The following is a 23,270-nucleotide window of genomic DNA, read 5'->3' on the forward strand; positions in this document are numbered from 1 at the left end:
TATAATAATAAATGTCTTGCGGAAGTAGTTCAGTGGTAGAACATCACCTTGCCATGGTGGGGGTCGCGGGTTCGAATCCCGTCTTCCGCTCTATAATAAAAAGACTCACCGCTTAGGTGAGTCTTTTTATTGAAACGGGAAATAGCTCAGCTTGGTAGAGCGCTACGTTCGGGACGTAGAGGTCGCAGGTTCGAATCCTGTTTTCCCGATGATTGACTGTCTGGTAACAGACAGTTTTTTTGTTGTCTGCAAATGATTAGTAGTAAGGAATATTAGCGTAAGCATAATGTATTTGCTATAATGATTGCAATGTTTTTGATATGAAGGTAACCATTTACAGTAAATGGTCTTACAATTGGCTATAAAGGGATTGGCAATATCCATGTCATTTTAAGGTGGTGCTATGATGAAGAACTCTTACAGTAAAAGTGCAAATCAAGTATTAGAAATTGCACGTGAACAAGCACAGAATTTTCATCATCGCTTAATTGGTACTGAACATGTACTTTTAGCGATGGTGATTGAATCAGATGGCGAAGCCGGTAAGGACTTGCGGGCTTGGGGTGCTACACCTACTGCCATTCGTGAAGAAATTGAGCGTTACACCGGTTACGGTTCTGCCGCTAAAACTAGTTATATGGAGATGTCACCGCGCTTAAGCATGGCTCTGGCATATGCGGGGACATTAGCAGAACGTGGTGGTTCGACTGAGGTTAAGACCAGTCATATTTTGCTGGGGTTAATTTCTAGCGAGCAGGTTTTGGCTGCTACAATTTTGCGTAATTTAAATATTAATATTCAGAGTCTACAAGATGATGCTCAACGCAGCCTTGGTCAAGAAGATAATCCAGAAACTGACAGTGATTGGATTGGTGCGCCGCCAACCGATTTAAATACAGATAAACCTAAGAGTACGACACCGACCTTAGATCAAGTGTCGGTTAACTTAAATGAGCGGGCAAAAAATGGTCAGATTGATCCCGTAATTGGGCGCGATCAAGAGATTGCTCGAGTAATTGAAATTTTATCGCGGCGGACTAAGAATAATCCGGTTTTAATTGGTGAACCAGGTGTCGGTAAAACGGCGGTAGCTGAAGCAATCGCAACGGCAATCGTGACTAAGAAAGCACCACATGATTTACTGAATAAGCGGGTGATTTCGCTTGATTTAGGTGGTCTAGTGGCTGGTACCAAGTACCGCGGCGAATTTGAAGATCGGATGAAAAAGATTATTAAAGAGATTACCAAAGACGGTAAAATTATTCTTTTTGTTGATGAGATGCATACGTTAATCGGTGCTGGTGGTGCCGAAGGCTCAATTGACGCCGCTAATATTTTGAAGCCATCGCTTGCTCGTGGTGATATTCAAATGATTGGGGCAACAACCTTTGATGAATACCAAAAGTATGTAGAGAAGGATCAGGCTTTGGCCCGCCGCTTCCAGCAAGTTCGGCTTAATGAACCGTCACGAGCAGAATCTTTGGCAATTTTGACAGGGTTGCAGGCTAAATATGAAAAATTCCACCATGTCAAATTTACTAAAGCAGCGTTAGAAGACGCGGTCGACTTGTCTAGTCGCTATATTTCTAACCGTTATTTACCAGACAAGGCTATTGACTTGATTGACGAGGCTGGTGCTGCTGTCAAGATTAAGACGAACAAGGCGCCTGATAACCAATTGATGCAGGTTAACGATCAAATTAAACAAGTAATTGACCAAAAAAATCAGGCAGCCGTCAACCAAAACTTTGTTGAAGCGGCTAAACTGCAAGAGCGGCAAAATAGTCTGCAATTAAAGCGTGACAAACTAGCTGATCGTTTAGAAGAACGAGTTGATAGTAAAGCTGTTGTTAAGCCGGAAGATATTGCTAAAGTTGTGTCTAATTGGACAGGAGTCCCAGTTACGCAGATGAACCGGGATGAATCAAAGCAGCTGGCAAATCTTGAAAGTGACCTGCATAAGCGGATTATTGGGCAAGATAAGGCCGTGTCGGCAGTTAGTCGGGCTGTCCGCCGCAGCCGCAGTGGCATTAAAGACGAAAAACGTCCGATAGGTTCATTTTTATTCTTAGGTCCAACTGGTGTTGGGAAGACGGAACTAGCCAAGGCAATTGCAGCTGCGATGTTTGGCTCAGAAAATAATTTAATCAGAATTGATATGTCTGAATATATGGACCAAGTTGCCAGCAGCAAGCTGATTGGTTCGGCTCCTGGTTATGTTGGCTATGATGAAGGTGGGCAATTATCCGAAAAGGTTAGACGTCACCCATATTCAGTTGTCTTGCTTGATGAGGTGGAGAAGGCACATCCCGATGTGTTCAATTTGCTATTGCAAGTTCTTGATGATGGCTTTTTAACGGATTCAAAGGGTCGCAAAGTTGACTTCAGAAATACGATCATCATCATGACTTCTAATTTGGGTTCACGGTCACTGTTTGAGACGCAGGCAGTTGGCTTTAATGCTGATGGTTCTAGTCAAATTAAGATGCGGCGTGAGCGGGTCAAGCAAGCCCTTAAGCAGTTCTTCCGACCGGAATTTTTGAACCGGATTGATGAAACAATTATCTTTGATGAACTAAATGCACCGCAATTACGGCAAATTGTTACGCTGTTAACGCGCAAGTTAATTGATCGCCTGGCTAAAAAAGGTATCAAGCTTAAATTATCACGTGCAGCAATGGACAAGATTGCTAAGGACGGCTATAATCCTGAAATGGGTGCACGACCACTAAGACGTGCCATTCAAGCTGATATTGAAGACGAGATTGCCTCGATGTTGATTAAAGATGAACTGCAGGCAGGAGATTTACTCAAGATTGGCAGTAGTCATGATAAATTAAAGTTTGAAATTGTTAAAGCAGCTGATTCAAAATTGGTTGGAGCTAGTTAAATCAGTTGACAATATTAATAAATTTTGTTATATTGAAGCTTGATTAAAAAGGCTGAAGTTCAGAATTTTGCTGATATATTGTCCAGCAGAATAATAAAAGACAAAAACGACAATGTTGTTTTTGTCTTTTTTATGCTTAAAATTCCGGCCTTTTGAATTTGTAAATGAAATGTAATATTTGCTTTCTCTGACAGAAAGGATGTTTTCTCCTTGTTAAATGGACACGTAGTGAACTATGGTAAACACCGAACAAGACGTAGTTTTTCACGGATTAAAGAAGTACTGAAACTACCTAACTTAACCGATGTTCAAACCGAATCATATAAGTGGTTTTTGGATGAAGGTATTAAAGAAGTCTTTGACGACATTATGCCAATTAGTGACTTTTCAGGTAAGCTTTCTTTGGAATACATGGGCTATAAACTGCAAAAGCCGAAATATACCGTTGATGAAGCCCGCGATCATGATGCGACTTATTCCGCACCAATGCACGTTACTTTGAAGTTAACTAACCAAAAAACCGGTGAAATTAAGACTCAAGATGTTTTCTTTGGTGATTTGCCGTTAATGACTGAATCTGGTTCATTCATTATCAATGGTGCCGAAAGAGTTATTGTTTCACAGTTAGTTAGATCACCAAGTGTTTATTACTCAGGTGACTATGATAAGAACGGTCGCCAAATTTTTGGTACGACTGTTATTCCTAACCGTGGTGCATGGCTTGAATATGAAACTGATGCCAAGAATGTTTCATATGTTCGCATTGACCGGACTCGTAAATTACCTTTGACTGTATTGATCAGAGCGTTAGGTGTTGGCTCTGACAGCGACATTTTAGACATGTTTGGTCAAAGTGATACTCTACAATTTACTTTGGATAAAGATGTACATAAGAACCCTGCAGACTCAAGAGTTGCAGAAGCATTGAAGGATGTTTACGAAAGATTGCGTCCAGGTGAGCCGAAGACGACTGATTCTTCACGTTCCTTGCTTTATGCCCGGTTCTTTGATCCACGTCGTTACGACTTGGCACCAGTTGGTCGTTACAAGGTCAACAAGAAGTTATCACTGAAGAACCGTTTATATGGTCAAACTTTGGCTGAAACTTTGGCTGATCCCGACACTGGTGAAATTATCGCTAAGAAGGGTACCGTTGTTACTCATGAAGTAATGGATACTTTAGAGAAGTACCTTGACCGCGATGACTTTAAGATGGTTACTTATGAACCATCTAAGGAAGGCGTTTTGCCAGATCCAATCAGTGTTCAAGAAATCAAGGTTTACTCAAAAGTAAATCCAGAACGCGTTGTTAAGATGATGTCCAATGGTCACATTGACAAGAGCGTTAAGTACTTGACGCCTGCTGATGTTTTGGCTTCAATTAATTACTTCTTATTATTGCAAGATGAAATCGGCAATGTTGACGATATTGACCACTTGGGTAATCGTCGTATTCGTCGAGTTGGTGAATTATTGCAAAATCAATTTAGAATTGGTTTAGCAAGAATGGAACGTGTTGTTCGGGAAAGAATGTCAATTCAAGACCCATCAACTGTTACTCCACAACAATTAATCAACATTCGTCCAATCGTTGCCAGCATTAAGGAATTCTTTGGTTCATCACAACTGTCACAGTTCATGGATCAACATAACCCGCTGGGTGAATTAACTCATAAGCGCCGGATGTCTGCCTTAGGGCCTGGTGGTTTGACTCGTGATCGTGCCGGATACGAAGTTCGTGACGTGCACTATACACAATATGGTCGTTTATGTCCGATTGAAACGCCAGAAGGTCCAAACATTGGTTTGATTAACTCTTTGGCAACATACGCTGTAATTAACAAGTATGGCTTTATTGAAACTCCATACCGTCGCGTTTCTTGGAAGACCCACAAGGTTACTGACAAGATTGACTATTTAACAGCTGATGTTGAAGATAACTATATTATTGCCGGTGCAAACTCACCACTTAATCCAGATGGTTCATTTAAAGATGAATTGATCTTGGCTCGTTCAAAGGAAGATAACGTCGAAGTTAGTCCAGACAAGATTGACTACATGGACGTTATTCCTAAGCAAGTTGTGTCTGTTGCTTCTGCATGTATTCCATTCTTGGAAAACGATGACTCTAACCGGGCTTTGATGGGTGCTAACCAGCAACGTCAGGCTGCGCCATTAATTAATCCACACGGTTCTCTTGTTGGAACTGGAATGGAATATCGTGCTGCCCACGATTCTGGTGCTGCTTTAATCGCTAAGGCTGCAGGTAAAGTTGAATACGTTGATGCTAACACTATTCGGATTAGACGTGCTGATAGTACCTTAGATGAATATGTTCTTGAGAAGTACCGTCGGTCAAACAACTCGAAGTCATACAACCAAACGCCAAACGTTAAGTTAGGTGATGAAGTGGTCGAAGGCGAAGTAATTGCCAACGGTCCAACAATGAGCCATGGTGAATTAGCCTTGGGTCAAAACCCAGTTATTGCCTTCATGACTTGGAACATGTACAACTATGAAGACTCAATTATGCTGTCTGAACGGCTTGTTAAGGATGATGTTTATACTTCAATCAGTATTGAGGATTACGAATCTGAAGCCCGTGATACTAAATTGGGACCAGAAGAAATTACGCGTGAATTGCCAAATGTTGGTGAGGATGCATTAAAAGACCTCGATGCAGAAGGAATTATTCGCATTGGTGCTGAAGTCCACGATGGCGATATTTTGGTTGGTAAAGTTACACCTAAGGGTGTGACAGAATTGTCAGCTGAAGAAAGATTACTACACGCTATCTTTGGTGAAAAGGCACGTGAAGTTCGTGATACTTCTTTGCGTGTACCACATGGCGGCGGCGGAATTGTTCGCGACGTTAAGGTTTACACGCGTGAAAAGGGCGATGAATTATCACCAGGTGTTAATACCTTAGTTCGAGTTTACATTGCTCAAAAACGTAAAATTCAAGTCGGAGATAAGATGTCTGGTCGTCACGGTAACAAGGGTACGGTTGCCGCAGTTGTTCCCGAAGAAGATATGCCATACTTGCCAGATGGTACGCCAGTTGATATTTGTTTGAACCCAATGGGTGTTCCTTCACGTATGAACATTGGACAGCTTTTGGAATTACACTTGGGCTGGGCTGCGAATAGCTTGGGTATCCATGTTGCGACACCAGTATTTGATGGTGCTAGTGAAGATGACGTTTGGGATACAGTTCACCAAGCCGGTATTGATAAAGACGGTAAGACTGTTCTTTACGATGGTCGTACAGGTGAGCCATTCCATAACCGGGTTTCTGTTGGGATTATGCACTATCTGAAGTTGACTCACATGGTTGACGATAAGATTCACGCTCGTTCGATTGGGCCTTACTCACTTGTTACTCAGCAACCTCTTGGTGGTAAAGCACAATTTGGTGGACAGCGTTTTGGTGAAATGGAAGTTTGGGCTCTTGAAGCTTACGGTGCTGCATATACTCTGCAAGAAATTTTGACTTATAAGTCAGATGATGTTGTTGGTCGGGTAAAGGCATACGAAGCAATTGTTAAGGGTGAAAGAATTCCTAAGCCAGGTGTTCCAGAATCATTCCGTGTTCTTGTTAAAGAATTACAGTCATTAGGATTGGATATTCGCGTGCTTGACATGGATCATAATGAAATTGAATTACGCGACATGGATGATGATTCAAATGAACGTTTGAATATCGATACTTTGTCGAAGATGGCTGAAGAACAACAAAAGAAGAAGTTAGCCGAAGAAACTGCCAAATCTGATGATCAAGGTGAATCAGTTGCGGAACCAAAGAAGACCGAAACTGTCATTGATGAATCTGACGATGATAACAAGATTTCTAAATAAGTAGGGGGTTAAACTTTTGATCGATGTAAATAAGTTTGAAAGCATGCAAATTGGTCTTGCATCACCTAACAAGATCCGCAGCTGGTCATACGGTGAAGTTAAAAAGCCAGAAACAATTAACTACCGTACTTTAAAGCCAGAAAAAGACGGTCTGTTTGATGAAAGAATTTTTGGACCAACTAAAGATTGGGCCTGTGCATGTGGTAAATACAAGGGCGTTCGCTATCGCGGAATCGTTTGTGATCGCTGTGGGGTTGAAGTTACCTCTGCCAAAGTCAGAAGAGAGCGGATGGGTCACATTGAGTTGGCTGCTCCAGTTACTCATATTTGGTACTTCAAGGGTATTCCATCTCGGATGGGATTAATTCTTGATATGTCACCAAGATTACTGGAAGAAGTAATTTATTTTGCAGCTTACATCGTAATCGATCCTGGCGACACTGACCTCGAATTTAAACAATTAATGACCGAAGCTGAATACCGTGAGCAAAAAGCTAAGTACGGTAATCGCTTTACTGCCAAGATGGGTGCCGAAGCAATCCGTGATTTATTACGGAAAGTTGATTTGGCTAAAGAAGTTGCCGATTTAAAGAAAGAATTGGAAACTGCAACTGGTCAAAAACGGACACGGGCAATTAGACGGTTAGATATTTTGGATGCCTTCAAGGATTCAGGCAATAAGCCTGAATGGATGGTTATTGATGCCGTTCCCGTTATCCCACCAGACTTGCGGCCAATGGTTCAACTAGAAGGTGGTCGTTTTGCCACTTCTGACTTGAATGACCTTTACCGCCGGGTAATTAACCGGAATAACCGTTTGAAGAGACTACTTGACTTAAACGCACCGAATATTATTGTTCAGAACGAAAAGCGGATGCTGCAAGAGGCTGTTGATGCTTTAATTGATAATGGTCGTCGTGGTCGTCCAGTTGTTGGACCAGGTAACCGGCCATTGAAGTCACTATCACATATGCTTAAGGGTAAGCAAGGACGTTTCCGTCAAAACTTGCTTGGTAAGCGTGTTGACTACTCCGGTCGTTCAGTTATCGACGTTTCGCCAAAATTGAAATTATATCAATGTGGTGTTCCACGCCCAATGGCATTGGAATTATTCAAGCCATTTGTAATGCATGAATTGGTTAAACGTAAGATTGCTTCTAATATCAAGAGTGCTAAGCGTAAGATTGATCGTGAAGATGATGATGTCTGGGATGTACTTGAAGATGTAATCAAGGAAAGAACGGTTCTGTTAAACCGTGCACCTACTTTGCACCGTTTGAGTATTCAAGCTTTTGAACCAGTTCTAGTTCCTGGTAAGTCAATTCGGTTACACCCGTTAGCTTGTGAAGCTTACAACGCCGACTTTGATGGGGACCAGATGGCGATTCACGTTCCGTTATCAGATGAAGCTGTTGCTGAATCACGCCTATTGATGCTTGCTGCACACCATATTTTGGCTCCTAAGGATGGTAAGCCAATCGTTACTCCATCTCAGGATGTCGTTTTGGGTAACTACTGGTTAACTCAAGCTGAACGTGGTCGTGAAGGTGAAGGCATGATCTTCAATTCACCTGAAGAAGCTACAATCGCATACAATAATGGTGATATTCACTACCACACAATTATTGGTATGTCAGCTGATTCAATGCCAAAGAAGGCATGGCCTAAGGGTTACGAGCATGGTATTTTTGTTACTACCTATGGTCGGGTAATTTTCAATCAAATTGCACCAGAAGATTACTTCTACATTAATGAACCAACTGAAGAAAACTCGAATAATCCACTAGCTACTAAGTACTTCTTAGAGCCTGGTGAAGATATTCATGAAAAGATTGATAATGTTGGCGACGACTTAGTTGCAACACCATTTAAGAAGTCATTCTTATCTGATTCAATTGCGACTATCTACAAGTATTACAAGGTGCAAAGAACATCAGAATACCTTGATGATTTGAAGAAGTTAGGCTATATTAGTTCAACTACTTCTGGTATTACAATTGGGATGACCGATGTTCCAGAAATTAATGATAAAGACGAAAAGGTAGCTAAGGCCCACAAGCAAGTTGATGTTGTTTCTAAGCAATTTAGACGCGGCTTGATTACTGAGCAAGAACGACACGATCGCGTTATCAGCATTTGGAACGAATGTAAGGATCAAGTTCAAAACGAAATTGCGCAGATCTATGATCCACGTAACCCAATTACAATCATGGCCGATTCCGGTGCCCGTGGTAACATTTCTAACTTTACTCAGTTAGCCGGAATGCGTGGCTTGATGGCCACTCCTAACGGTGGGTTGTTCGAAATTCCAGTTACTTCAAACTTTAAAGAAGGTTTGTCAGTTTTGGAATTGTTCATGTCCACTCACGGTGCTCGTAAGGGAATGACTGATACGGCCTTGAAGACTGCTCAGTCTGGTTACTTGACGCGGCGGTTAGTTGATGTTGCTCAGGATGTTATCATCCGTGAAGATGATTGTGGTACTGACCGCGGGATCCATGTTCATGCAATCATGGAAGGTGACGAATTAATCGAGCCATTATACGATCGTTTGCTTGGTCGTTTCACTGCTGAAACTGTTAAGAATCCAGAGACCGGTGAAGTACTTGCTGGTCCAAACGAAATGATGGATGAAGACTTAGCTCATAAGATTTGTGATGCTGGTGTTACTGACGTCAAGATTCGTTCAATCTTAATCTGTGATACGCCTCACGGTGTGTGTCGCAAATGTTACGGTATGAACCTAGCTACTGGTGAAGAAGTTGAAGTCGGTGAAGCAGTTGGTACTGTTGCCGCACAATCAATCGGTGAACCTGGTACTCAGTTGACTCTTCGTACTTTCCACAACGGTGGGGTTGCCGGTGCTGAAGATATTACTCAGGGTCTTCCTCGTGTGCAAGAATTGTTTGAAGCTCGTAACCCTAAAGGTCGGGCAATCATTTCTGAAGTTGATGGAACAATTGATTCAATCCAAGAAAACCCAGCTGAACATACTCGTGAGATTACTGTTAAGGGTAAGATTGATACTAGAAGTTACAGTGTTCCTTATACTGCTTCTGTTGCAGTTGCTGAAGGTGACTTCGTTAACCGTGGTGACAAGTTGACTTTAGGTTCTGTTGATCCTAAGGAATTAATTCAAGTAACTGACACTTTGACGACTGAAGAATACATCTTAGTTGAAGTTCAAAAAGCCTATAGAATGCAGGGGGTAGACATTTCTGACAAGCACGTCGAAGTCTTAACTCGGCAAATGCTGCAAAAGGTTCGAATTCTTGATCCAGGTGAAACTGACTTATTGCCAGGTGCCGTAATGGATATTGGCGACTTCAAGGAACAAAACAAGTCAGTCATTATTTCTGGTGGTATTCCAGCTACTGCCCAAAGTGTTATCTTGGGAATTACCAAGGCTGCCCTTGAAACCAACAGTTTCTTGTCTGCTGCTTCATTCCAGGAAACAACTCGTGTTCTGACTGATGCATCAATCAGAGGCAAGAATGATCCACTGCTTGGTTTGAAAGAAAATGTTATCATCGGTAAGATTATTCCAGCTGGTACTGGTCTTCCAGTTTACCGTAACATGGAACCTGAAGCTGACGTTAAGCGACCACAATCTGTTTACTCAATTGCTGATATTGAGAAAAAGATGAAGGAAGCTGACAAGACTAAGGAACCACAAAAATAGTTTAAAATAAATAGCGTTTCTACGTGAGTAGGAACGCTATTTTTATTTAAAGAAGAGTTGAATGGTTAATCCCAGAAAAAGATAGGGGACAAAGGCAATGGTAGTTTGCTTTTGTCCTTTTTGCCTTTTTAGACAAAAATGGACGATTAATAGAGTTGCACCTATTAGGAAAATAAAATTTGCCGTGTGCGGATTGAAGTATAAAGCTAAAACAAGATAAATAAGTAAATCGCCACTGCCCAGCTTTTTCTGCCAAACATAGAAAATTAATAGCAGCAAAATCGGTAATAATTCAACGTAATCTAAAAGCTGAAAATGAAGTAGGTTACTGCTTTTAAATAGAGCTAGGCATAACGCTGGAAAAAGCATTGCTAAGTGAAATTCTTGCTGTTCGTAATCACTGATTGCTACTAGTAAGATACTAAAAATTAGAATAGCAGTTGCATAATTACTAGGCTGGCTAAAGTCAATTTGCATAAAGGCAAGGCCGCCACAAATTTCAATAATCGGTAATTTAACCGGAATTTGACTATTGCAGTAGCGACATTTGCCACGCAGCCAAAGATAAGAAATTATGGGCAATTCATCAAGTAAGCTAAGTTCAGTTTGACAGGTGCTGCAGCGCGAGCGGGTTACGAAAAAGTCGAAAGTATCCCAATGCTCATAAACAACAGCGGCGTGAGAAGCAAGACAAGTCCCGATTAAAAAATTAGTTAATGTGTAAATCCAGTTCATTTTGTTACCTCATTAGTAGGTACGCAGAAAAAGATAAATCCTACTTTTTAAATAAATAAAGATTGATTTATCTCCAAAAGCGAGTACAATAGTCCTTGTATGTTTTGATGATAGTTCAGGATCTAAAAAAGAAACTCCTGGATGTGTGAACAGAATAAACAGTTTTTTTAGGAGGAAAAAGTTAATGCCAACTATTAACCAATTGGTAAGAAAAGGCCGTCACTCAAAGACGACTAAATCAAAGTCACCAGCTTTAAGCTACGGCTACAACAGTATGAAGAAAGAATTAGTATTCAACCCAGCTCCACAAATGCGTGGTGTTGCAACTCGTGTTGGTACTATGACACCAAAGAAGCCAAACTCAGCTTTGCGTAAGTATGCTCGTGTTCGTCTTTCTAACTTAATCGAAGTTACTGCCTACATCCCAGGTGAAGGCCACAACTTGCAAGAGCACTCGGTTGTTTTAATCCGTGGTGGTCGTGTAAAGGACCTTCCTGGTGTACGTTACCATATTATCCGTGGTGCCCTTGATACTGCTGGTGTTGATGGCAGAAAACAAAGCCGTTCTAAGTACGGTGCTAAGAAAGATTAAGGAGGAGTTAAATAATGCCTAGAAAAGGACATGTAACTAAAAGAGACGTTTTAGCAGATCCAGTTTATAACTCAAAGCTTGTTACTAAGTTAATCAACCACTTGATGCTTGATGGTAAGAGAGCTAAGGCATCTTCTATCCTTTATGATGCTTTCAACATCGTTAAAGACAAGACCGGCAAGGAACCACTTGACGTTTTTGAAGAAGCTATGAACAACATTATGCCAGTTTTGGAAGTTAGAGCTCGCCGTATCGGTGGTTCAAACTACCAAATTCCAGTTGAAGTTCGTCCAGAAAGAAGAACTACTTTAGGTTTAAGATGGCTTGTTTCATACGCTCGTTTACGTAATGAACATACTATGGATGAACGTTTAGCTAACGAAATCATTGACGCTTCAAACAACACCGGTTCTGCAGTTAAGAAGCGTGAAGATGTTCACCGCATGGCTGAAGCTAACCGTGCATTTGCACACTACCGCTTCTAATTTAATTGGTATATTTTTTAAGGAGATAAGAATTTATGGCTAATAAGCGTGAATTTCCATTAGAAAAGACACGTAACATTGGTATCATGGCCCACATTGATGCGGGTAAGACTACCACTACTGAACGTATCCTTTACTACACTGGTAAAATCCACAAAATTGGTGAAACCCATGAGGGTGACAGCCAAATGGACTGGATGGAAGAAGAAAAGGAACGTGGTATTACCATTACTTCAGCCGCTACGACTGCGCAATGGCAAGACTACAGAATTAACATCATTGATACCCCAGGACACGTTGACTTCACTATCGAAGTTGAACGTTCACTTCGTGTTCTTGACGGTGCGGTAACTGTTCTTGATGCCCAAGCTGGTGTTGAACCACAAACTGAAAATGTATGGCGTCAGGCTGAGACTTACGGTGTTCCTCGAATTGTTTTTGTTAACAAGATGGACAAGATTGGTGCAGATTTTGATAAGTCTGTTACTTCTTTGCATGAACGCTTAAATGCCAATGCTTTACCTGTTCAAATGCCAATTGGTTCTGCCGAAACTTTTGAAGGTGTTATTGACTTAATCAACATGGTTGCCGATGTTTATGATGAAGACAAGCTTGGTTCTAAGTGGGAAACTATTCCAGTTCCTGAAGAATACAAGGCAGAAGCTGAAAAGCGTCGTAGTGCTTTAATCGAACAAGTTGCTGATGTTGACGATGACATCATGGAAAAATACCTTAATGGTGATGAAATTTCTATTGATGAATTAAAGGCTGCTATTCGTAAAGCAACTTTGAACTTGGAATTGTTCCCAGTATTTGCTGGTTCAGCTTTCAAGAACAAGGGTGTTCAAATGATGCTTGACGGTGTTGTTGACTACTTACCATCACCAGTTGATGTTAAGCCATACATCGCTCATGATCCTAAGACTGGTGAAGAAAAAGAATTAGTAGCAGGGGACGACAAGCCATTCTCAGCTTTAGCCTTCAAGATCGCTACTGATCCATTTGTTGGTCGTTTGACTTACATTCGTGTTTACACTGGTTCACTTGAATCAGGTTCATACGTTTTGAATGCTTCAAAGAACAGTCGTGAACGTGTTGGTCGTTTATTGCAAATGCACGCTAACTCAAGAACTGAAATTCCAGAAGTATTCTCAGGTGATATCGCTGGTGCCATTGGTTTGAAGAACACCACTACTGGTGACTCTTTGACTGATCCAGACCACCCATTAATTTTGGAAAGTTTGGAAGTTCCAGATCCAGTTATCCAAGTTTCAATTGAACCTGAATCAAAGGCTGATCGTGACAAGCTTGATGTTGCTTTACAAAAGTTGACTGAAGAAGACCCAACTTTCAGAGCTGAAACTAATGCTGAAACTGGTCAAACCTTGATTTCCGGAATGGGCGAATTGCACTTACAAATCATGGTTGAACGGATGAAGCGTGAATTCCACGTTGAAGCTAAGATCGGTGAACCACAAGTTGCTTACCGTGAAACCTTCACTCAACCTGCTAAGGCTCAAGGTAAATTCGTTCGTCAATCCGGTGGTAAGGGTCAATACGGTGACGTTTGGGTTGAATTTACACCAAACGAAAGAGGTAAAGGCTACGAATTCGAAGATGCCATTGTCGGTGGTGTTGTTCCTCGTGAATTTATCCCTTCAGTAGATGCTGGACTTCAAGAATCAATGAAGAACGGTATCCTTGCTGGTTACCCATTGATCGACGTTAAGGCTAAGCTTTACGATGGTAGTTACCACGAAGTCGACTCATCTGAAGCTGCCTTCAAGGTTGCTGCTTCACTTGCATTGAGAAATGCTGCTCCTAAGGCTGGTGCTGTAATCCTTGAACCAATTATGAAGGTTCAAGTAATTACACCAGAAGAATACTTAGGTGACGTAATGGGTTCCATCACTGCTCGTCGTGGTACAATGGACAACATGCAAGACCGTTCAGGTGCTAAAGTGTTGAACTCAATGGTTCCACTTGCTGAAATGTTTGGTTACGCAACTACTTTGCGTTCATCAACTCAAGGTCGTGGTACATTTACAATGGTATTTGACCACTATGCAGCTACACCTAAGTCAATTCAAGCAGAAATTATCAAGAAGCGCGGCGGCGACGCTGACTAATTCTTGTTAGTTTTTAAAAATAAAAGTTAAGACTTTTAAAGAGTCGTTGGTAATGCCAATGACTCTTTTTTTGTGATTTTTTAAAGAAAATAATTGTTAAAAAGATGAATATTATAGGTAGAAAAAGCAAAAAAATAAAATAAAAGTGCCCTAAATCCTTGATATTTCAACAAGGAGCAGGTATACTAGTGTTTGTGCGTTTAGGACATATTATGTCTTAATGCATGTATTTGTTGTAAAGCGTTGATGCAAAAGGTTGCGGCACACCAGGCTGCATTGCCACAGAAGTGTGGCCGGTAATTTTTGCGGAAGCTAGTCATCTTTTAAAAGAAGACGTTAAGGAGGTAATTCAATGGCAAGTCAATCTATTCGTATTAGACTTAAGTCATACGAACATGGTATTCTCGATGAATCAGCTGCTAAGATTGTAGCTACTGCTAAGAGAACTGGTGCTGAAATTTCAGGTCCAGTTCCACTACCAACAGAAAGGGTTTTATTCACAGTTCTACGTTCACCACACAAGAACAAGGACTCACGTGAACAATTTGAAATGCGTACGCACAAGCGTTTAATCGACATTTTGAACCCAACACCTAAGACTGTTGATTCTTTAATGAAGCTTGATCTTCCAAGCGGCGTTGACATCGAAATCAAATTATAATTTTTAAAAAGAAAGAGGTGTAATCATGACCAAAGGAATCTTAGGAAGAAAAGTCGGTATGACTCAAGTCTTCACTAAAGATGGTATCCTTGTTCCCGTAACTGTTGTTGAAGCAACTCCTAACGTTGTTATGCAAGTTAAGACTGTTGAATCAGACGGTTACGAAGCAGTTCAATTAGGTTACCAAGATAAGCGTGAAGTTTTGAGCAACAAACCAGAAAAAGGTCATGCTGCAAAAGCAAAGACTTCGCCTAAGCGCTTCATTCGTGAAATCCGCGGAGTTGAGCTTAAGGACTACGAAGTCGGCTCAGAAGTTACTGTGGACACATTTAAGGAAGGCGACGTTGTAGACGTTACTGGAATTACAAGAGGTCATGGATACCAAGGTAACATTAAGCGTTGGGGCCAATCACGTGGACCTGAAACTCACGGTTCAAGATACCACAGAGTTCCTGGTTCAATGGGTTCCATCATTAACCGTGTACCAAAGGGCAAGCGTTTGCCAGGTCACATGGGTATGAAGAAAGTTACCATTGAAAACTTAGTAATTGAAAAAGTTGTAGCTGACAAGAACGTATTGCTTATCAAGGGTAACGTTCCAGGTGCTAAGAACTCATTAATTACTGTTAAATCTGCTGTTAAGATTAATAAATAGGAAGGAGGACTAGAATGGCTAATTTAAAGGTTATCGATCAAAAAGGTAAAGATGCTGGTGAAGTTACTTTAAATGATGCAGTTTTTGGTATTGAACCAAACGAAAGTGTCGTATTTGACGCAATCATCAGACAAAGAGCTGGCAAACGTCAAGGTACCTCAAAAGTTAAGAATAGATCTGCTGTTCGCGGCGGTGGTAAGAAACCATGGAAGCAAAAGGGTACAGGACGTGCTCGTCAAGGTTCCATCAGATCTCCACAATGGCGCGGCGGTGGTGTTGTCTTTGGACCAACTCCACGTTCATACGCATATTCAATGCCAAGAAAGCAACGTCGTTTGGCTATTAAGTCAGTTCTTTCCCAAAAATTGATTGATCAAGATTTAATCGTTTTAGACCAGTTGACAATGTCAGCTCCTAAGACTAAAGAATTTAAGTCAATGTTAAGTAGCTTGAACGTTGAAGGTAAAGTTTTAGTTGTTTCAGACGACAAGAACGTACAACTTTCAGCAAGAAACTTGACTAACGTTAAGGTTGTTCCTGTTAACGGCGTAAATGTTGAAGACGTTGTTAACTATGGCAAGTTGATCTTAACTAAGGATGCTGTAGAGAAGATTGAAAAGAATGTTGAGGGGGCTTCAAAGAAATGAGTGCACACGATATCATTTTAAGACCTGTCATTACTGAAAAGTCAACGAACTTAATGGATGATAAGAAGTACACTTTCAACGTGCTTTTAACTGCAACCAAGACTCAAGTTCGTAACGCTGTTGAAGAAATCTTCGATGTTAAGGTTAAGAAAGTTAACATCATGAATGTTCGTGGTAAGGACAAGCGCGTTGGTCGCTATGCTGGTAAAACAGCTCGCACCCGTAAAGCAATTGTTACTTTAACTGACGATTCAAACGACATCAAGATTTTCAAAGACGAAAACAAAGAAGAGAATAAGTAATAGGAGGTCAGTCAATTGGCTATTAAAGTTTATAAGCCAACCACAAATGGTCGCCGTAATATGACTTCTTCCGACTTTGCTGAGATTACGACGAGCAAGCCAGAACGTACCTTGCTTGAATCACAATCACATACAGCAGGCCGTAACTCATATGGTCATATTACTAGTAGACACCGTGGTGGTGGTCACAAGCAAAAGTACCGTGTTATCGATTTTAAGCGTAATAAAGATAATGCAAAAGCAGTTGTTAAATCTATCGAATACGATCCAAACAGAACTGCTAACATCGCACTTCTTCACTACACTGACGGTATCAAGACTTACATTCTTGCACCTAAGGGCTTAAAAGTTGGTGACATCGTTGAATCTGGTGCAGATGCAGACATCAAGCCAGGTAACGCATTGCCATTAAAGAACATTCCTACTGGTACTTCAATTCACAACATTGAAATGAAACCTGGTAAGGGTGGACAACTTGTAAGAAGTGCTGGTACAAGTGCTCAAGTTTTAGGTTTTGACGGTAACTATGCATTAATCAGATTGCAAAGTGGCGAAGTTCGTAAGATTTTGTCAGTTTGTCGTGCTACTATCGGTGTTGTTGGTAATGAACAACATTCATTGATCCAATTAGGTAAAGCTGGTCGTAGCCGTTGGTTAGGCAGACGTCCACAATCACGTGGTTCCGTAATGAACCCTAACGATCACCCACATGGTGGTGGTGAAGGTAAGGCTCCAGTTGGTCGTCCACAACCTATGACTCCTTGGGGTAAGAAGAGTCGCGGCGTTAAGACTAGAAATAGTAAGAGAGCTAGCGAGAAGTTAATCATTCGTCACCGTAAGGGTAGCAAATAATAGAAGGAGGGTTAATTAATGAGCCGTAGTATTAAAAAAGGACCTTTTGCAGACGCATCATTGTTGAAGAAGGTTGAAGCTCAAGAAAACGCAGAAAAGAAACAAGTTATTAAAACTTGGTCACGTCGTTCAACTATTTTCCCTTCCTTTGTTGGTTTGACTATAGCTGTTTACGATGGTAGAAAACATGTTCCAGTTTATGTTACTGAAGACATGGTTGGTCACAAGTTAGGTGAATTCGTTCCAACGAGAACTTTCCGTGGACACAAGACATCTGACGATAAGGCTACAAAATAAAGAAGGGAGAAACACTTAAATGGCAGAACAAATTAGTTCAGCTAGAGCTGAAGCAAGAACTGTTCGTATTGCTGCAAGAAAAGCTCGTTTAGTCGTTGACTTAATTCGCGGCAAAGACGTTGCTGAAGCATTAGCAATCTTAGAATTTACGCCTAGAGCTGCTTCCCCAATCGTTGAAAAAGTTTTACGTTCAGCAATCGCTAACGCAGAACACAACTATGATCTTGAAAGTGCAAATCTTTACGTATCAGAAGCATATGTAAACGAAGGTGCAACTTTGAAGAGATTCCGGCCACGTGCTAAGGGTATGGCTTCTCCAATTAACAAGAGAACAAGTCATGTAGTTGTAGTAGTTTCAGAAAAGAACGATTAAGGGAGGTATATTAATGGGTCAAAAGATTAACCCAAATGGTTTCCGTCTTGGCGTTATTCGCGACTGGGAATCTAAATGGTATGCTGACAGAGGATACAAAGAAACCTTAAATGAAGACCTGCGCATCAGAAAATTCATTTCTAAGAAGTTGAAGGATGCCTCTGTTTCTACTGTTGAAATTGAACGTGCAGCTAACAGAATCAACGTTTCCATCAATACTTCAAAACCAGGTATGGTAATTGGTAAAGGTGGTTCTGAAGTTGAAGCTTTAAGAAGAGACTTAAATGCTTTAACTAAGAAACAAGTACATGTCAACATTGTTGAAATTAAGAAACCAGATCTTGATGCTAAATTAGTTGCTGATAGTATTGCTAGCCAACTTGAAGCTCGTATTGCTTTTAGACGTGCAATTCGTCAAGCTACTCAAAGAACTATGCGTGCTGGTGCTAAAGGTATCAGAGTACAAACCTCTGGTCGTTTAAACGGTGCCGACATGGCAAGAAGAGAATGGCATACAGAAGGTCGTGTACCATTACAAACTTTAAGAGCTGATATTGATTACGCTTGGGTAAATGCCTACACCACTTATGGTGAAATTGGTGTTCAAGTTTGGATCAACCGCGGTGAAGTCTTGCCAACTAAGAACAAGAAGCCCGCAAAAGCAGTGAAGGGAGGAAACAAATAATGCCTTTAGTACCAAAACGAGTAAAACACCGTCGTGAATTCCGTGGTAAGATGCGTGGTGCTGCTAAAGGTGGTAGAACTATTGCCTTTGGTGAATATGGTCTACAAGCCCTCGAATCTCACTGGATTACTAATCAACAAATCGAAGCTGCTCGTGTTGCGATGACTCGTTACATGAAACGTGGCGGTAAAGTTTGGATCAGAATTTTCCCACAAAAATCATACACTGCTAAAGGTGTAGGTGTACGTATGGGTTCTGGTAAAGGTGCACCAGCCGGTTGGGTAGCTGTAGTAAAAAGAGAAAAGATTATGTTTGAAATTGGTGGCGTTGACGAAGCAACTGCTCGTGAAGCTTTACGTCTTGCTTCAACTAAGTTACCAATCAAATGTAAGTTTGTGACTAAAAGTTCGGAAGTAGGTGGCAATTCTAATGAAGGCTAAGGATATCAGAACACTAACCACTGATCAAATGTTAGAAAAGGAAAAGCAATATAAAGAAGAACTTTTCAACTTGCGTTTCCAACAAGCAACGGGTCAATTAGAAAATACCGCTCGCCTGAGTAAAGTCCGCAAGAATATCGCTAGAATTAAGACAATTCTTAGTGAAGAAGCATTGAAGAAAGATTAGTGGAAGGGAGTTATTAACTTGAGCGAATCAATCGAAAGAAATCATCGTCACGTATATCAAGGTCGTGTAGTTTCTGATAAGAATGACAAGACTATCACTGTTGTAGTTGATACTTACAAGAACCACCCTGTTTACAAGAAGCGTATTAGATATTCTAAGAAATACTATGCACAAGACGAAAATAATGAAGCTAAAGTTGGCGATACTGTTCGTATCATGGAAACTCGTCCATTATCTCGTACAAAGCGCTTTCGTTTAGTAGAAATTGTTAAGAAATCTGTTTAATTTTGCGGATTTAGTGAGGGGAGGACTATACAGTGATTCAAAATGAATCCCGTTTGAGAGTTGCTGATAACTCTGGTGCCAGAGAACTTTTAGTTATTAGAGTCTTAGGTGGATCAAAACGTAAGACCGGTAACATTGGTGATATCGTGGTAGCAACTGTTAAACAAGCAACACCAGGTGGCGTTGTCAAAAAAGGTGACGTTGTTAAAGCTGTCATTGTCAGAACAAAATCAGGCGCACGCCGTGAAGATGGATCATACATTAAGTTTGATGAAAATGCTGGCGTAGTTATTAATGCAGATAAGAGCCCACGCGGTACTCGTATCTTTGGGCCTGTTGCACGTGAGTTACGTGAGCACGACTTTATGAAGATCGTCTCTCTTGCTCCTGAAGTCTTATAATTAAGTGAGGTGCACTGATGTTTGTTAAAACTGGTGACAAAGTAAAAGTTATTGCCGGAAAAGATAAAGGCAAAGAAGGTGTAGTTCTTTCTGTTAACGTTAAGAAGAACCGTGTGGTTGTTAAGGGCGTTAATACGATTAAGAAGCACGAAAAGCCTTCACAAAGCAATGCAAACGGTGGTGTAGTTGAATCAGAAGGTTCAATTCATGCATCAAACGTTAAAGTTATTGCTAAGGGTGAAAGCAAAAAAGAAACTAAGAAGTAGAAGGGAGGACACAAATGGCAAGTTATTTAGCTCAAGAATATAAAGAAAAGATTGTTCCTGCATTACAAGAAAAGTTTGAATACGATTCTGTTATGCAAGTACCAAAGATTGAAAAGATTGTTTTGAACATGGGTGTTGGTGACGCAGTTTCCAACGCTAAGAACTTAGACGAAGCAGTTGAAGAATTAACTTTAATTTCTGGTCAAAAGCCTTTAGTTACTAAGGCAAAGAAGTCAATTGCTAACTTCCGTTTACGTGAAGGTATGTCAATTGGTGCTAAGGTTACACTTAGAGGCACTAGAATGTACGATTTCTTGTACAAGTTAATCAACGTTTCACTTCCACGTGTTCGTGACTTCCGCGGTGTTTCAAGTCGTTCATTCGATGGTCGTGGTAACTACACTTTAGGTATCAAGGAACAATTGATTTTCCCAGAAATCGACTTTGATAAAGTTAACCGTACTAGAGGTTTAGATGTTGTTATCGTTACTACTGCCAATACTGACGAAGAGGCTCGTGAGCTTTTAGGTCAATTTGGTATGCCGTTTGCAAAATAATGGAGGACATTAATGGCTAAAACATCACAAAAAATTAGAAATCATCGTCCTGCTAAGTTTTCTTCACGTGAATATACACGTTGTGAGAGATGTGGTCGTCCACACTCAGTTTACCGTAAATTTGGCTTATGCCGTATTTGCCTGAAGGATTTAGCTCACAAAGGTCAAATCCCAGGTCTTAAAAAGGCTAGTTGGTAATACGGTTAGGAGGATAGCATAAATGGTCATGACAGATCCGATCGCAGATTACTTGACTAGAATTAGAAATGCCAACATGGCAAAGCATAGTTCAGTTGAAATTCCTGCATCAAATATTAAAAAATCTATTTCAGAAATTTTGAAACGCGAAGGTTTCATCCGTGATTACGAAGTTACTGATGACAATAAGCAAGGTGTTATCAAGGTTTTCTTGAAATACGGTCCAAACGGAGAACGTGTCATTTCAGGCTTAAAACGGATTTCTAAGCCAGGTCTTAGAAATTACGTTAGTGCTGAAAACTTACCTAAAGTTCTTAATGGTTTAGGTATTGCCATCGTTTCTACTTCTGCTGGTGTAATTACCAATAAAGAAGCTAGACAAAAAGGCGTTGGCGGCGAAGTTATTGCCTACGTTTGGTAATTCTGACAGAAAGGAGAACAATCAATGAGCCGTATAGGTTTAAAAACAATTGAAGTCCCAGACAGTGTCACTGTTACCAAGGAAGGTGACAATATTACTGTTAAGGGCCCAAAGGGTGAATTAACTAGATACTTCGATCCTAAAATTACTTTTAAGCAAGAAGATGGCAAGATCAATTTCTCACGTTCAAGTGAAAATGATAAAGCACTTCATGGTACTGAAAGAGCTAATTTAGCATCAATGGTTGAAGGTGTAGTTAACGGCTACAAGAAGACCTTAAAGTTAATCGGTGTTGGTTACCGTGCTACTACACAAGGCAACAAGTTAACTTTGAATGTTGGCTACTCACACCCAGTTGAAATGACTGCACCTGAAGGTGTTTCCGTAAATGCTACTTCAAATACTGATATTGAAGTAGAAGGAATTTCTAAGCAAAATGTTGGACAATTTGCTGCTGAAATTCGCGATGTACGTCCACCAGAACCTTACAAGGGTAAAGGTATTCGTTATGTTGACGAATATGTACGTCGTAAGGAAGGTAAGACAGGTAAATAATAAATAAATTTTGAGGTGAAATTGTGATTTCAAAACCAGACAAAAACAAATTGCGCTTAAAGCGTCATAAACGTATTCGTAGCAAGATCTCTGGTACTGCTGAGCGCCCACGCTTAAGTGTTTTCCGTTCAAACAAGAACATCTACGCTCAATTAATTGATGATGTAGAGGGTGTCACGCTAGCAAGTGCCTCAACTTTGGATGAATCTGTTAAAGGTTCAACTAAGGTAGAACAAGCTCAAGCTGTTGGTAAAGCTATTGCCGAAGCAGCTAAAGCTAAGAACATTTCAAACATTGTGTTTGATAGAAGTGGTTACTTATACCACGGCCGTATTTCAGCTTTGGCAGATGCCGCTCGTGAAAACGGATTAGATTTCTAGGGAAGGAGAATAATACATGGCAAACCGCAACGATTCTCGTAATAATCGTAGAAATAAGGACGACATTGAAGATCAGTTAGTAGCAATTAATCGTGTCACCAAGGTTGTCAAGGGTGGTCAACGCATGAGATTTGCTGCCCTAGTAGTTGTTGGCGACAAAAAAGGTCGTGTAGGCTTTGGTACTGGTAAAGCTCAAGAAGTTCCAGAAGCAATCCGTAAGGCCGTTGAAGCTGGTAAGAAGAACATGATCAATGTTCCTAAGGTTGGTACTACCATTCCTCACGAAGTAATTGGTCACTATGGTTCAGGTAGTATTTTATTCAAGCCTGCTCCAGCTGGTTCTGGTATTGCAGCCGGTGGTGCCGTTCGTATCGTTATGGATATGGCTGGTATTGCTGATGTTACTTCTAAGTCACTTGGCTCAAACACACCAATCAACGTTGTTCGCGCAGCAATTGATGGCTTGAAGAAGCTTAGAACAAGTGAAGAAGTTGAAAAGCTTCGCCACGCTGATTTAGATTAGGGAGACTATAAATGACTGAATTAAAAGTTACTTTAATTAGAAGTGTTGCGCACCGTCTACCTAACCAAAAGAAAGTTGTTAAGGCTCTTGGCTTAGGTAGAATCAGCAGTACAGTTGTTCTACCAGACAACGCTGCTACTCGTGGTGCATTAATGAAAATTGCCCACTTAATTTCTGTTGAAGAAGTTAATAAATAATTATTGAGGAGGTGCCA

At 40.7% G+C, this 23,270-nt stretch carries 27 protein-coding genes and 2 tRNA genes; 28 read left to right on the plus strand and 1 reads right to left on the minus strand.

Annotated elements, in window-relative coordinates:
* Window positions 1-18: 18 nt before the first annotated feature.
* From PT281_RS04925 to rpoC, 5 genes are all read left to right on the plus strand, one after another.
* Window positions 19-90, plus strand: a tRNA-Gly gene (locus PT281_RS04925).
* Window positions 91-135: 45 nt separating this feature from the next.
* Window positions 136-209 (plus strand) — tRNA-Pro (locus PT281_RS04930).
* A 197-nt stretch (window positions 210-406) separates the two neighbouring features.
* Window positions 407-2,890, plus strand: a complete 2,484-nt coding sequence (locus PT281_RS04935) for an ATP-dependent Clp protease ATP-binding subunit (protein WP_277152695.1) — start codon at window positions 407-409, stop codon at window positions 2,888-2,890.
* Window positions 2,891-3,100: 210 nt separating this feature from the next.
* Window positions 3,101-6,748: a DNA-directed RNA polymerase subunit beta gene (rpoB, locus tag PT281_RS04940; protein ID WP_277152591.1), complete on the plus strand. Its 3,648-nt coding sequence runs from the start codon at window positions 3,101-3,103 to the stop codon at window positions 6,746-6,748.
* 16 nt (window positions 6,749-6,764) lie between these two features.
* Window positions 6,765-10,430 (plus strand): DNA-directed RNA polymerase subunit beta', encoded by a 3,666-nt coding sequence (rpoC, locus tag PT281_RS04945; protein ID WP_277152593.1) that lies wholly within the window; start codon window positions 6,765-6,767, stop codon window positions 10,428-10,430.
* A 42-nt stretch (window positions 10,431-10,472) separates the two neighbouring features.
* Here the strand turns inward: rpoC and PT281_RS04950 are convergent, their stop codons facing one another.
* Window positions 10,473-11,165 carry an A24 family peptidase gene (locus PT281_RS04950; protein WP_277152595.1) on the minus strand — a complete coding sequence of 231 codons (693 nt, stop codon included), beginning with the start codon at window positions 11,163-11,165 and terminating at the stop codon, window positions 10,473-10,475.
* A 184-nt stretch (window positions 11,166-11,349) separates the two neighbouring features.
* On the opposite strand from PT281_RS04950, the gene rpsL reads away from it, so the two are divergent.
* From rpsL to rpmD, 23 genes are all read left to right on the plus strand, one after another.
* On the plus strand, window positions 11,350-11,757 hold the full coding sequence (gene rpsL / locus PT281_RS04955) for a 30S ribosomal protein S12 (RefSeq protein WP_277130565.1): 408 nt from the start codon (window positions 11,350-11,352) through the stop codon (window positions 11,755-11,757).
* 14 nt (window positions 11,758-11,771) lie between these two features.
* Window positions 11,772-12,242: a 30S ribosomal protein S7 gene (gene rpsG, locus PT281_RS04960; protein ID WP_277131861.1), complete on the plus strand. Its 471-nt coding sequence runs from the start codon at window positions 11,772-11,774 to the stop codon at window positions 12,240-12,242.
* Window positions 12,243-12,277: 35 nt separating this feature from the next.
* Window positions 12,278-14,371: an elongation factor G gene (gene fusA / locus PT281_RS04965; protein WP_277152597.1), complete on the plus strand. Its 2,094-nt coding sequence runs from the start codon at window positions 12,278-12,280 to the stop codon at window positions 14,369-14,371.
* A 352-nt stretch (window positions 14,372-14,723) separates the two neighbouring features.
* Entirely contained in the window at window positions 14,724-15,032 is a 309-nt protein-coding gene (gene rpsJ, locus PT281_RS04970; protein WP_046327486.1) for a 30S ribosomal protein S10, read from the plus strand.
* Between the two features lie 25 nt (window positions 15,033-15,057).
* The gene (rplC, locus tag PT281_RS04975; protein WP_277130570.1) at window positions 15,058-15,687 is read left to right on the plus strand and encodes a 50S ribosomal protein L3; all 630 of its coding nucleotides are present in this window, start codon (window positions 15,058-15,060) and stop codon (window positions 15,685-15,687) included.
* 14 nt (window positions 15,688-15,701) lie between these two features.
* Complete coding sequence (gene rplD, locus PT281_RS04980) at window positions 15,702-16,334, plus strand: 50S ribosomal protein L4 (RefSeq protein WP_277142784.1); 633 nt, start codon at window positions 15,702-15,704, stop codon at window positions 16,332-16,334.
* Window positions 16,331-16,636 (plus strand): 50S ribosomal protein L23, encoded by a 306-nt coding sequence (rplW, locus tag PT281_RS04985; RefSeq protein ID WP_277130572.1) that lies wholly within the window; start codon window positions 16,331-16,333, stop codon window positions 16,634-16,636. Before rplD ends, rplW begins: the two co-directional genes overlap by 4 nt.
* Window positions 16,637-16,651: 15 nt before the next feature.
* On the plus strand, window positions 16,652-17,488 hold the full coding sequence (gene rplB / locus PT281_RS04990; protein ID WP_277130574.1) for a 50S ribosomal protein L2: 837 nt from the start codon (window positions 16,652-16,654) through the stop codon (window positions 17,486-17,488).
* A gap of 18 nt (window positions 17,489-17,506) precedes the next feature.
* Window positions 17,507-17,785 (plus strand): 30S ribosomal protein S19, encoded by a 279-nt coding sequence (gene rpsS / locus PT281_RS04995; protein WP_277130576.1) that lies wholly within the window; start codon window positions 17,507-17,509, stop codon window positions 17,783-17,785.
* A 19-nt stretch (window positions 17,786-17,804) separates the two neighbouring features.
* The gene (rplV, locus tag PT281_RS05000; RefSeq protein ID WP_277130577.1) at window positions 17,805-18,158 is read left to right on the plus strand and encodes a 50S ribosomal protein L22; all 354 of its coding nucleotides are present in this window, start codon (window positions 17,805-17,807) and stop codon (window positions 18,156-18,158) included.
* A gap of 13 nt (window positions 18,159-18,171) precedes the next feature.
* Window positions 18,172-18,843 (plus strand): 30S ribosomal protein S3, encoded by a 672-nt coding sequence (rpsC, locus tag PT281_RS05005; protein WP_277130578.1) that lies wholly within the window; start codon window positions 18,172-18,174, stop codon window positions 18,841-18,843.
* The gene (gene rplP, locus PT281_RS05010) at window positions 18,843-19,283 is read left to right on the plus strand and encodes a 50S ribosomal protein L16 (RefSeq protein WP_277130579.1); all 441 of its coding nucleotides are present in this window, start codon (window positions 18,843-18,845) and stop codon (window positions 19,281-19,283) included. Before rpsC ends, rplP begins: the two co-directional genes overlap by 1 nt.
* Window positions 19,273-19,470 (plus strand): 50S ribosomal protein L29, encoded by a 198-nt coding sequence (gene rpmC / locus PT281_RS05015; protein ID WP_277130580.1) that lies wholly within the window; start codon window positions 19,273-19,275, stop codon window positions 19,468-19,470. The genes rplP and rpmC overlap by 11 nt, the downstream gene beginning before the upstream one ends.
* A gap of 18 nt (window positions 19,471-19,488) precedes the next feature.
* Window positions 19,489-19,755: a 30S ribosomal protein S17 gene (gene rpsQ / locus PT281_RS05020; RefSeq protein ID WP_277130581.1), complete on the plus strand. Its 267-nt coding sequence runs from the start codon at window positions 19,489-19,491 to the stop codon at window positions 19,753-19,755.
* Window positions 19,756-19,787: 32 nt separating this feature from the next.
* The gene (rplN, locus tag PT281_RS05025) at window positions 19,788-20,156 is read left to right on the plus strand and encodes a 50S ribosomal protein L14 (protein WP_277130582.1); all 369 of its coding nucleotides are present in this window, start codon (window positions 19,788-19,790) and stop codon (window positions 20,154-20,156) included.
* A 17-nt stretch (window positions 20,157-20,173) separates the two neighbouring features.
* Complete coding sequence (rplX, locus tag PT281_RS05030) at window positions 20,174-20,422, plus strand: 50S ribosomal protein L24 (protein WP_277130583.1); 249 nt, start codon at window positions 20,174-20,176, stop codon at window positions 20,420-20,422.
* A gap of 14 nt (window positions 20,423-20,436) precedes the next feature.
* Entirely contained in the window at window positions 20,437-20,979 is a 543-nt protein-coding gene (gene rplE, locus PT281_RS05035) for a 50S ribosomal protein L5 (RefSeq protein WP_277130584.1), read from the plus strand.
* A gap of 12 nt (window positions 20,980-20,991) precedes the next feature.
* The gene (locus tag PT281_RS05040; protein WP_046307561.1) at window positions 20,992-21,177 is read left to right on the plus strand and encodes a type Z 30S ribosomal protein S14; all 186 of its coding nucleotides are present in this window, start codon (window positions 20,992-20,994) and stop codon (window positions 21,175-21,177) included.
* A 22-nt stretch (window positions 21,178-21,199) separates the two neighbouring features.
* On the plus strand, window positions 21,200-21,598 hold the full coding sequence (gene rpsH, locus PT281_RS05045) for a 30S ribosomal protein S8 (protein WP_277130585.1): 399 nt from the start codon (window positions 21,200-21,202) through the stop codon (window positions 21,596-21,598).
* A 24-nt stretch (window positions 21,599-21,622) separates the two neighbouring features.
* Window positions 21,623-22,153, plus strand: coding sequence for a 50S ribosomal protein L6 (rplF, locus tag PT281_RS05050; RefSeq protein WP_277130586.1), 531 nt, complete (start codon window positions 21,623-21,625; stop codon window positions 22,151-22,153).
* A 23-nt stretch (window positions 22,154-22,176) separates the two neighbouring features.
* A complete protein-coding gene (rplR, locus tag PT281_RS05055) occupies window positions 22,177-22,533 on the plus strand; it encodes a 50S ribosomal protein L18 (protein ID WP_277130587.1) in 357 nt (118 codons plus the stop codon).
* Window positions 22,534-22,549: 16 nt separating this feature from the next.
* Window positions 22,550-23,056: a 30S ribosomal protein S5 gene (gene rpsE, locus PT281_RS05060; protein ID WP_277130588.1), complete on the plus strand. Its 507-nt coding sequence runs from the start codon at window positions 22,550-22,552 to the stop codon at window positions 23,054-23,056.
* Window positions 23,057-23,067: 11 nt separating this feature from the next.
* Window positions 23,068-23,253 carry a 50S ribosomal protein L30 gene (rpmD, locus tag PT281_RS05065; RefSeq protein ID WP_277130589.1) on the plus strand — a complete coding sequence of 62 codons (186 nt, stop codon included), beginning with the start codon at window positions 23,068-23,070 and terminating at the stop codon, window positions 23,251-23,253.
* Window positions 23,254-23,270: the final 17 nt, after the last annotated feature.

Origin of the sequence: Lactobacillus sp. ESL0701 (assembly GCF_029433445.1) — a bacterium.
Lineage (GTDB): Bacteria > Bacillota > Bacilli > Lactobacillales > Lactobacillaceae > Lactobacillus.

What these genes read in the sequence shown, in the direction of transcription:
- PT281_RS04935 (WP_277152695.1), top strand. Translation starts at nt 407, where the DNA reads ATGAAGAACTCTTACAGTAAAAGTGCAAATCAAGTATTAGAAATTGCA.
- PT281_RS04950 (WP_277152595.1), bottom strand. Translation starts at nt 11,165, where the DNA reads ATGAACTGGATTTACACATTAACTAATTTTTTAATCGGGACTTGTCTT.
- rpsL (WP_277130565.1), top strand. Translation starts at nt 11,350, where the DNA reads ATGCCAACTATTAACCAATTGGTAAGAAAAGGCCGTCACTCAAAGACG.
- rpsG (WP_277131861.1), top strand. Translation starts at nt 11,772, where the DNA reads ATGCCTAGAAAAGGACATGTAACTAAAAGAGACGTTTTAGCAGATCCA.
- fusA (WP_277152597.1), top strand. Translation starts at nt 12,278, where the DNA reads ATGGCTAATAAGCGTGAATTTCCATTAGAAAAGACACGTAACATTGGT.
- rpsJ (WP_046327486.1), top strand. Translation starts at nt 14,724, where the DNA reads ATGGCAAGTCAATCTATTCGTATTAGACTTAAGTCATACGAACATGGT.
- rplC (WP_277130570.1), top strand. Translation starts at nt 15,058, where the DNA reads ATGACCAAAGGAATCTTAGGAAGAAAAGTCGGTATGACTCAAGTCTTC.
- rplD (WP_277142784.1), top strand. Translation starts at nt 15,702, where the DNA reads ATGGCTAATTTAAAGGTTATCGATCAAAAAGGTAAAGATGCTGGTGAA.
- rplW (WP_277130572.1), top strand. Translation starts at nt 16,331, where the DNA reads ATGAGTGCACACGATATCATTTTAAGACCTGTCATTACTGAAAAGTCA.
- rpsS (WP_277130576.1), top strand. Translation starts at nt 17,507, where the DNA reads ATGAGCCGTAGTATTAAAAAAGGACCTTTTGCAGACGCATCATTGTTG.
- rplV (WP_277130577.1), top strand. Translation starts at nt 17,805, where the DNA reads ATGGCAGAACAAATTAGTTCAGCTAGAGCTGAAGCAAGAACTGTTCGT.
- rpsC (WP_277130578.1), top strand. Translation starts at nt 18,172, where the DNA reads ATGGGTCAAAAGATTAACCCAAATGGTTTCCGTCTTGGCGTTATTCGC.
- rplP (WP_277130579.1), top strand. Translation starts at nt 18,843, where the DNA reads ATGCCTTTAGTACCAAAACGAGTAAAACACCGTCGTGAATTCCGTGGT.
- rpmC (WP_277130580.1), top strand. Translation starts at nt 19,273, where the DNA reads ATGAAGGCTAAGGATATCAGAACACTAACCACTGATCAAATGTTAGAA.
- rplX (WP_277130583.1), top strand. Translation starts at nt 20,174, where the DNA reads ATGTTTGTTAAAACTGGTGACAAAGTAAAAGTTATTGCCGGAAAAGAT.
- rplE (WP_277130584.1), top strand. Translation starts at nt 20,437, where the DNA reads ATGGCAAGTTATTTAGCTCAAGAATATAAAGAAAAGATTGTTCCTGCA.
- PT281_RS05040 (WP_046307561.1), top strand. Translation starts at nt 20,992, where the DNA reads ATGGCTAAAACATCACAAAAAATTAGAAATCATCGTCCTGCTAAGTTT.
- rpsH (WP_277130585.1), top strand. Translation starts at nt 21,200, where the DNA reads ATGGTCATGACAGATCCGATCGCAGATTACTTGACTAGAATTAGAAAT.
- rplF (WP_277130586.1), top strand. Translation starts at nt 21,623, where the DNA reads ATGAGCCGTATAGGTTTAAAAACAATTGAAGTCCCAGACAGTGTCACT.
- rpsE (WP_277130588.1), top strand. Translation starts at nt 22,550, where the DNA reads ATGGCAAACCGCAACGATTCTCGTAATAATCGTAGAAATAAGGACGAC.
- rpmD (WP_277130589.1), top strand. Translation starts at nt 23,068, where the DNA reads ATGACTGAATTAAAAGTTACTTTAATTAGAAGTGTTGCGCACCGTCTA.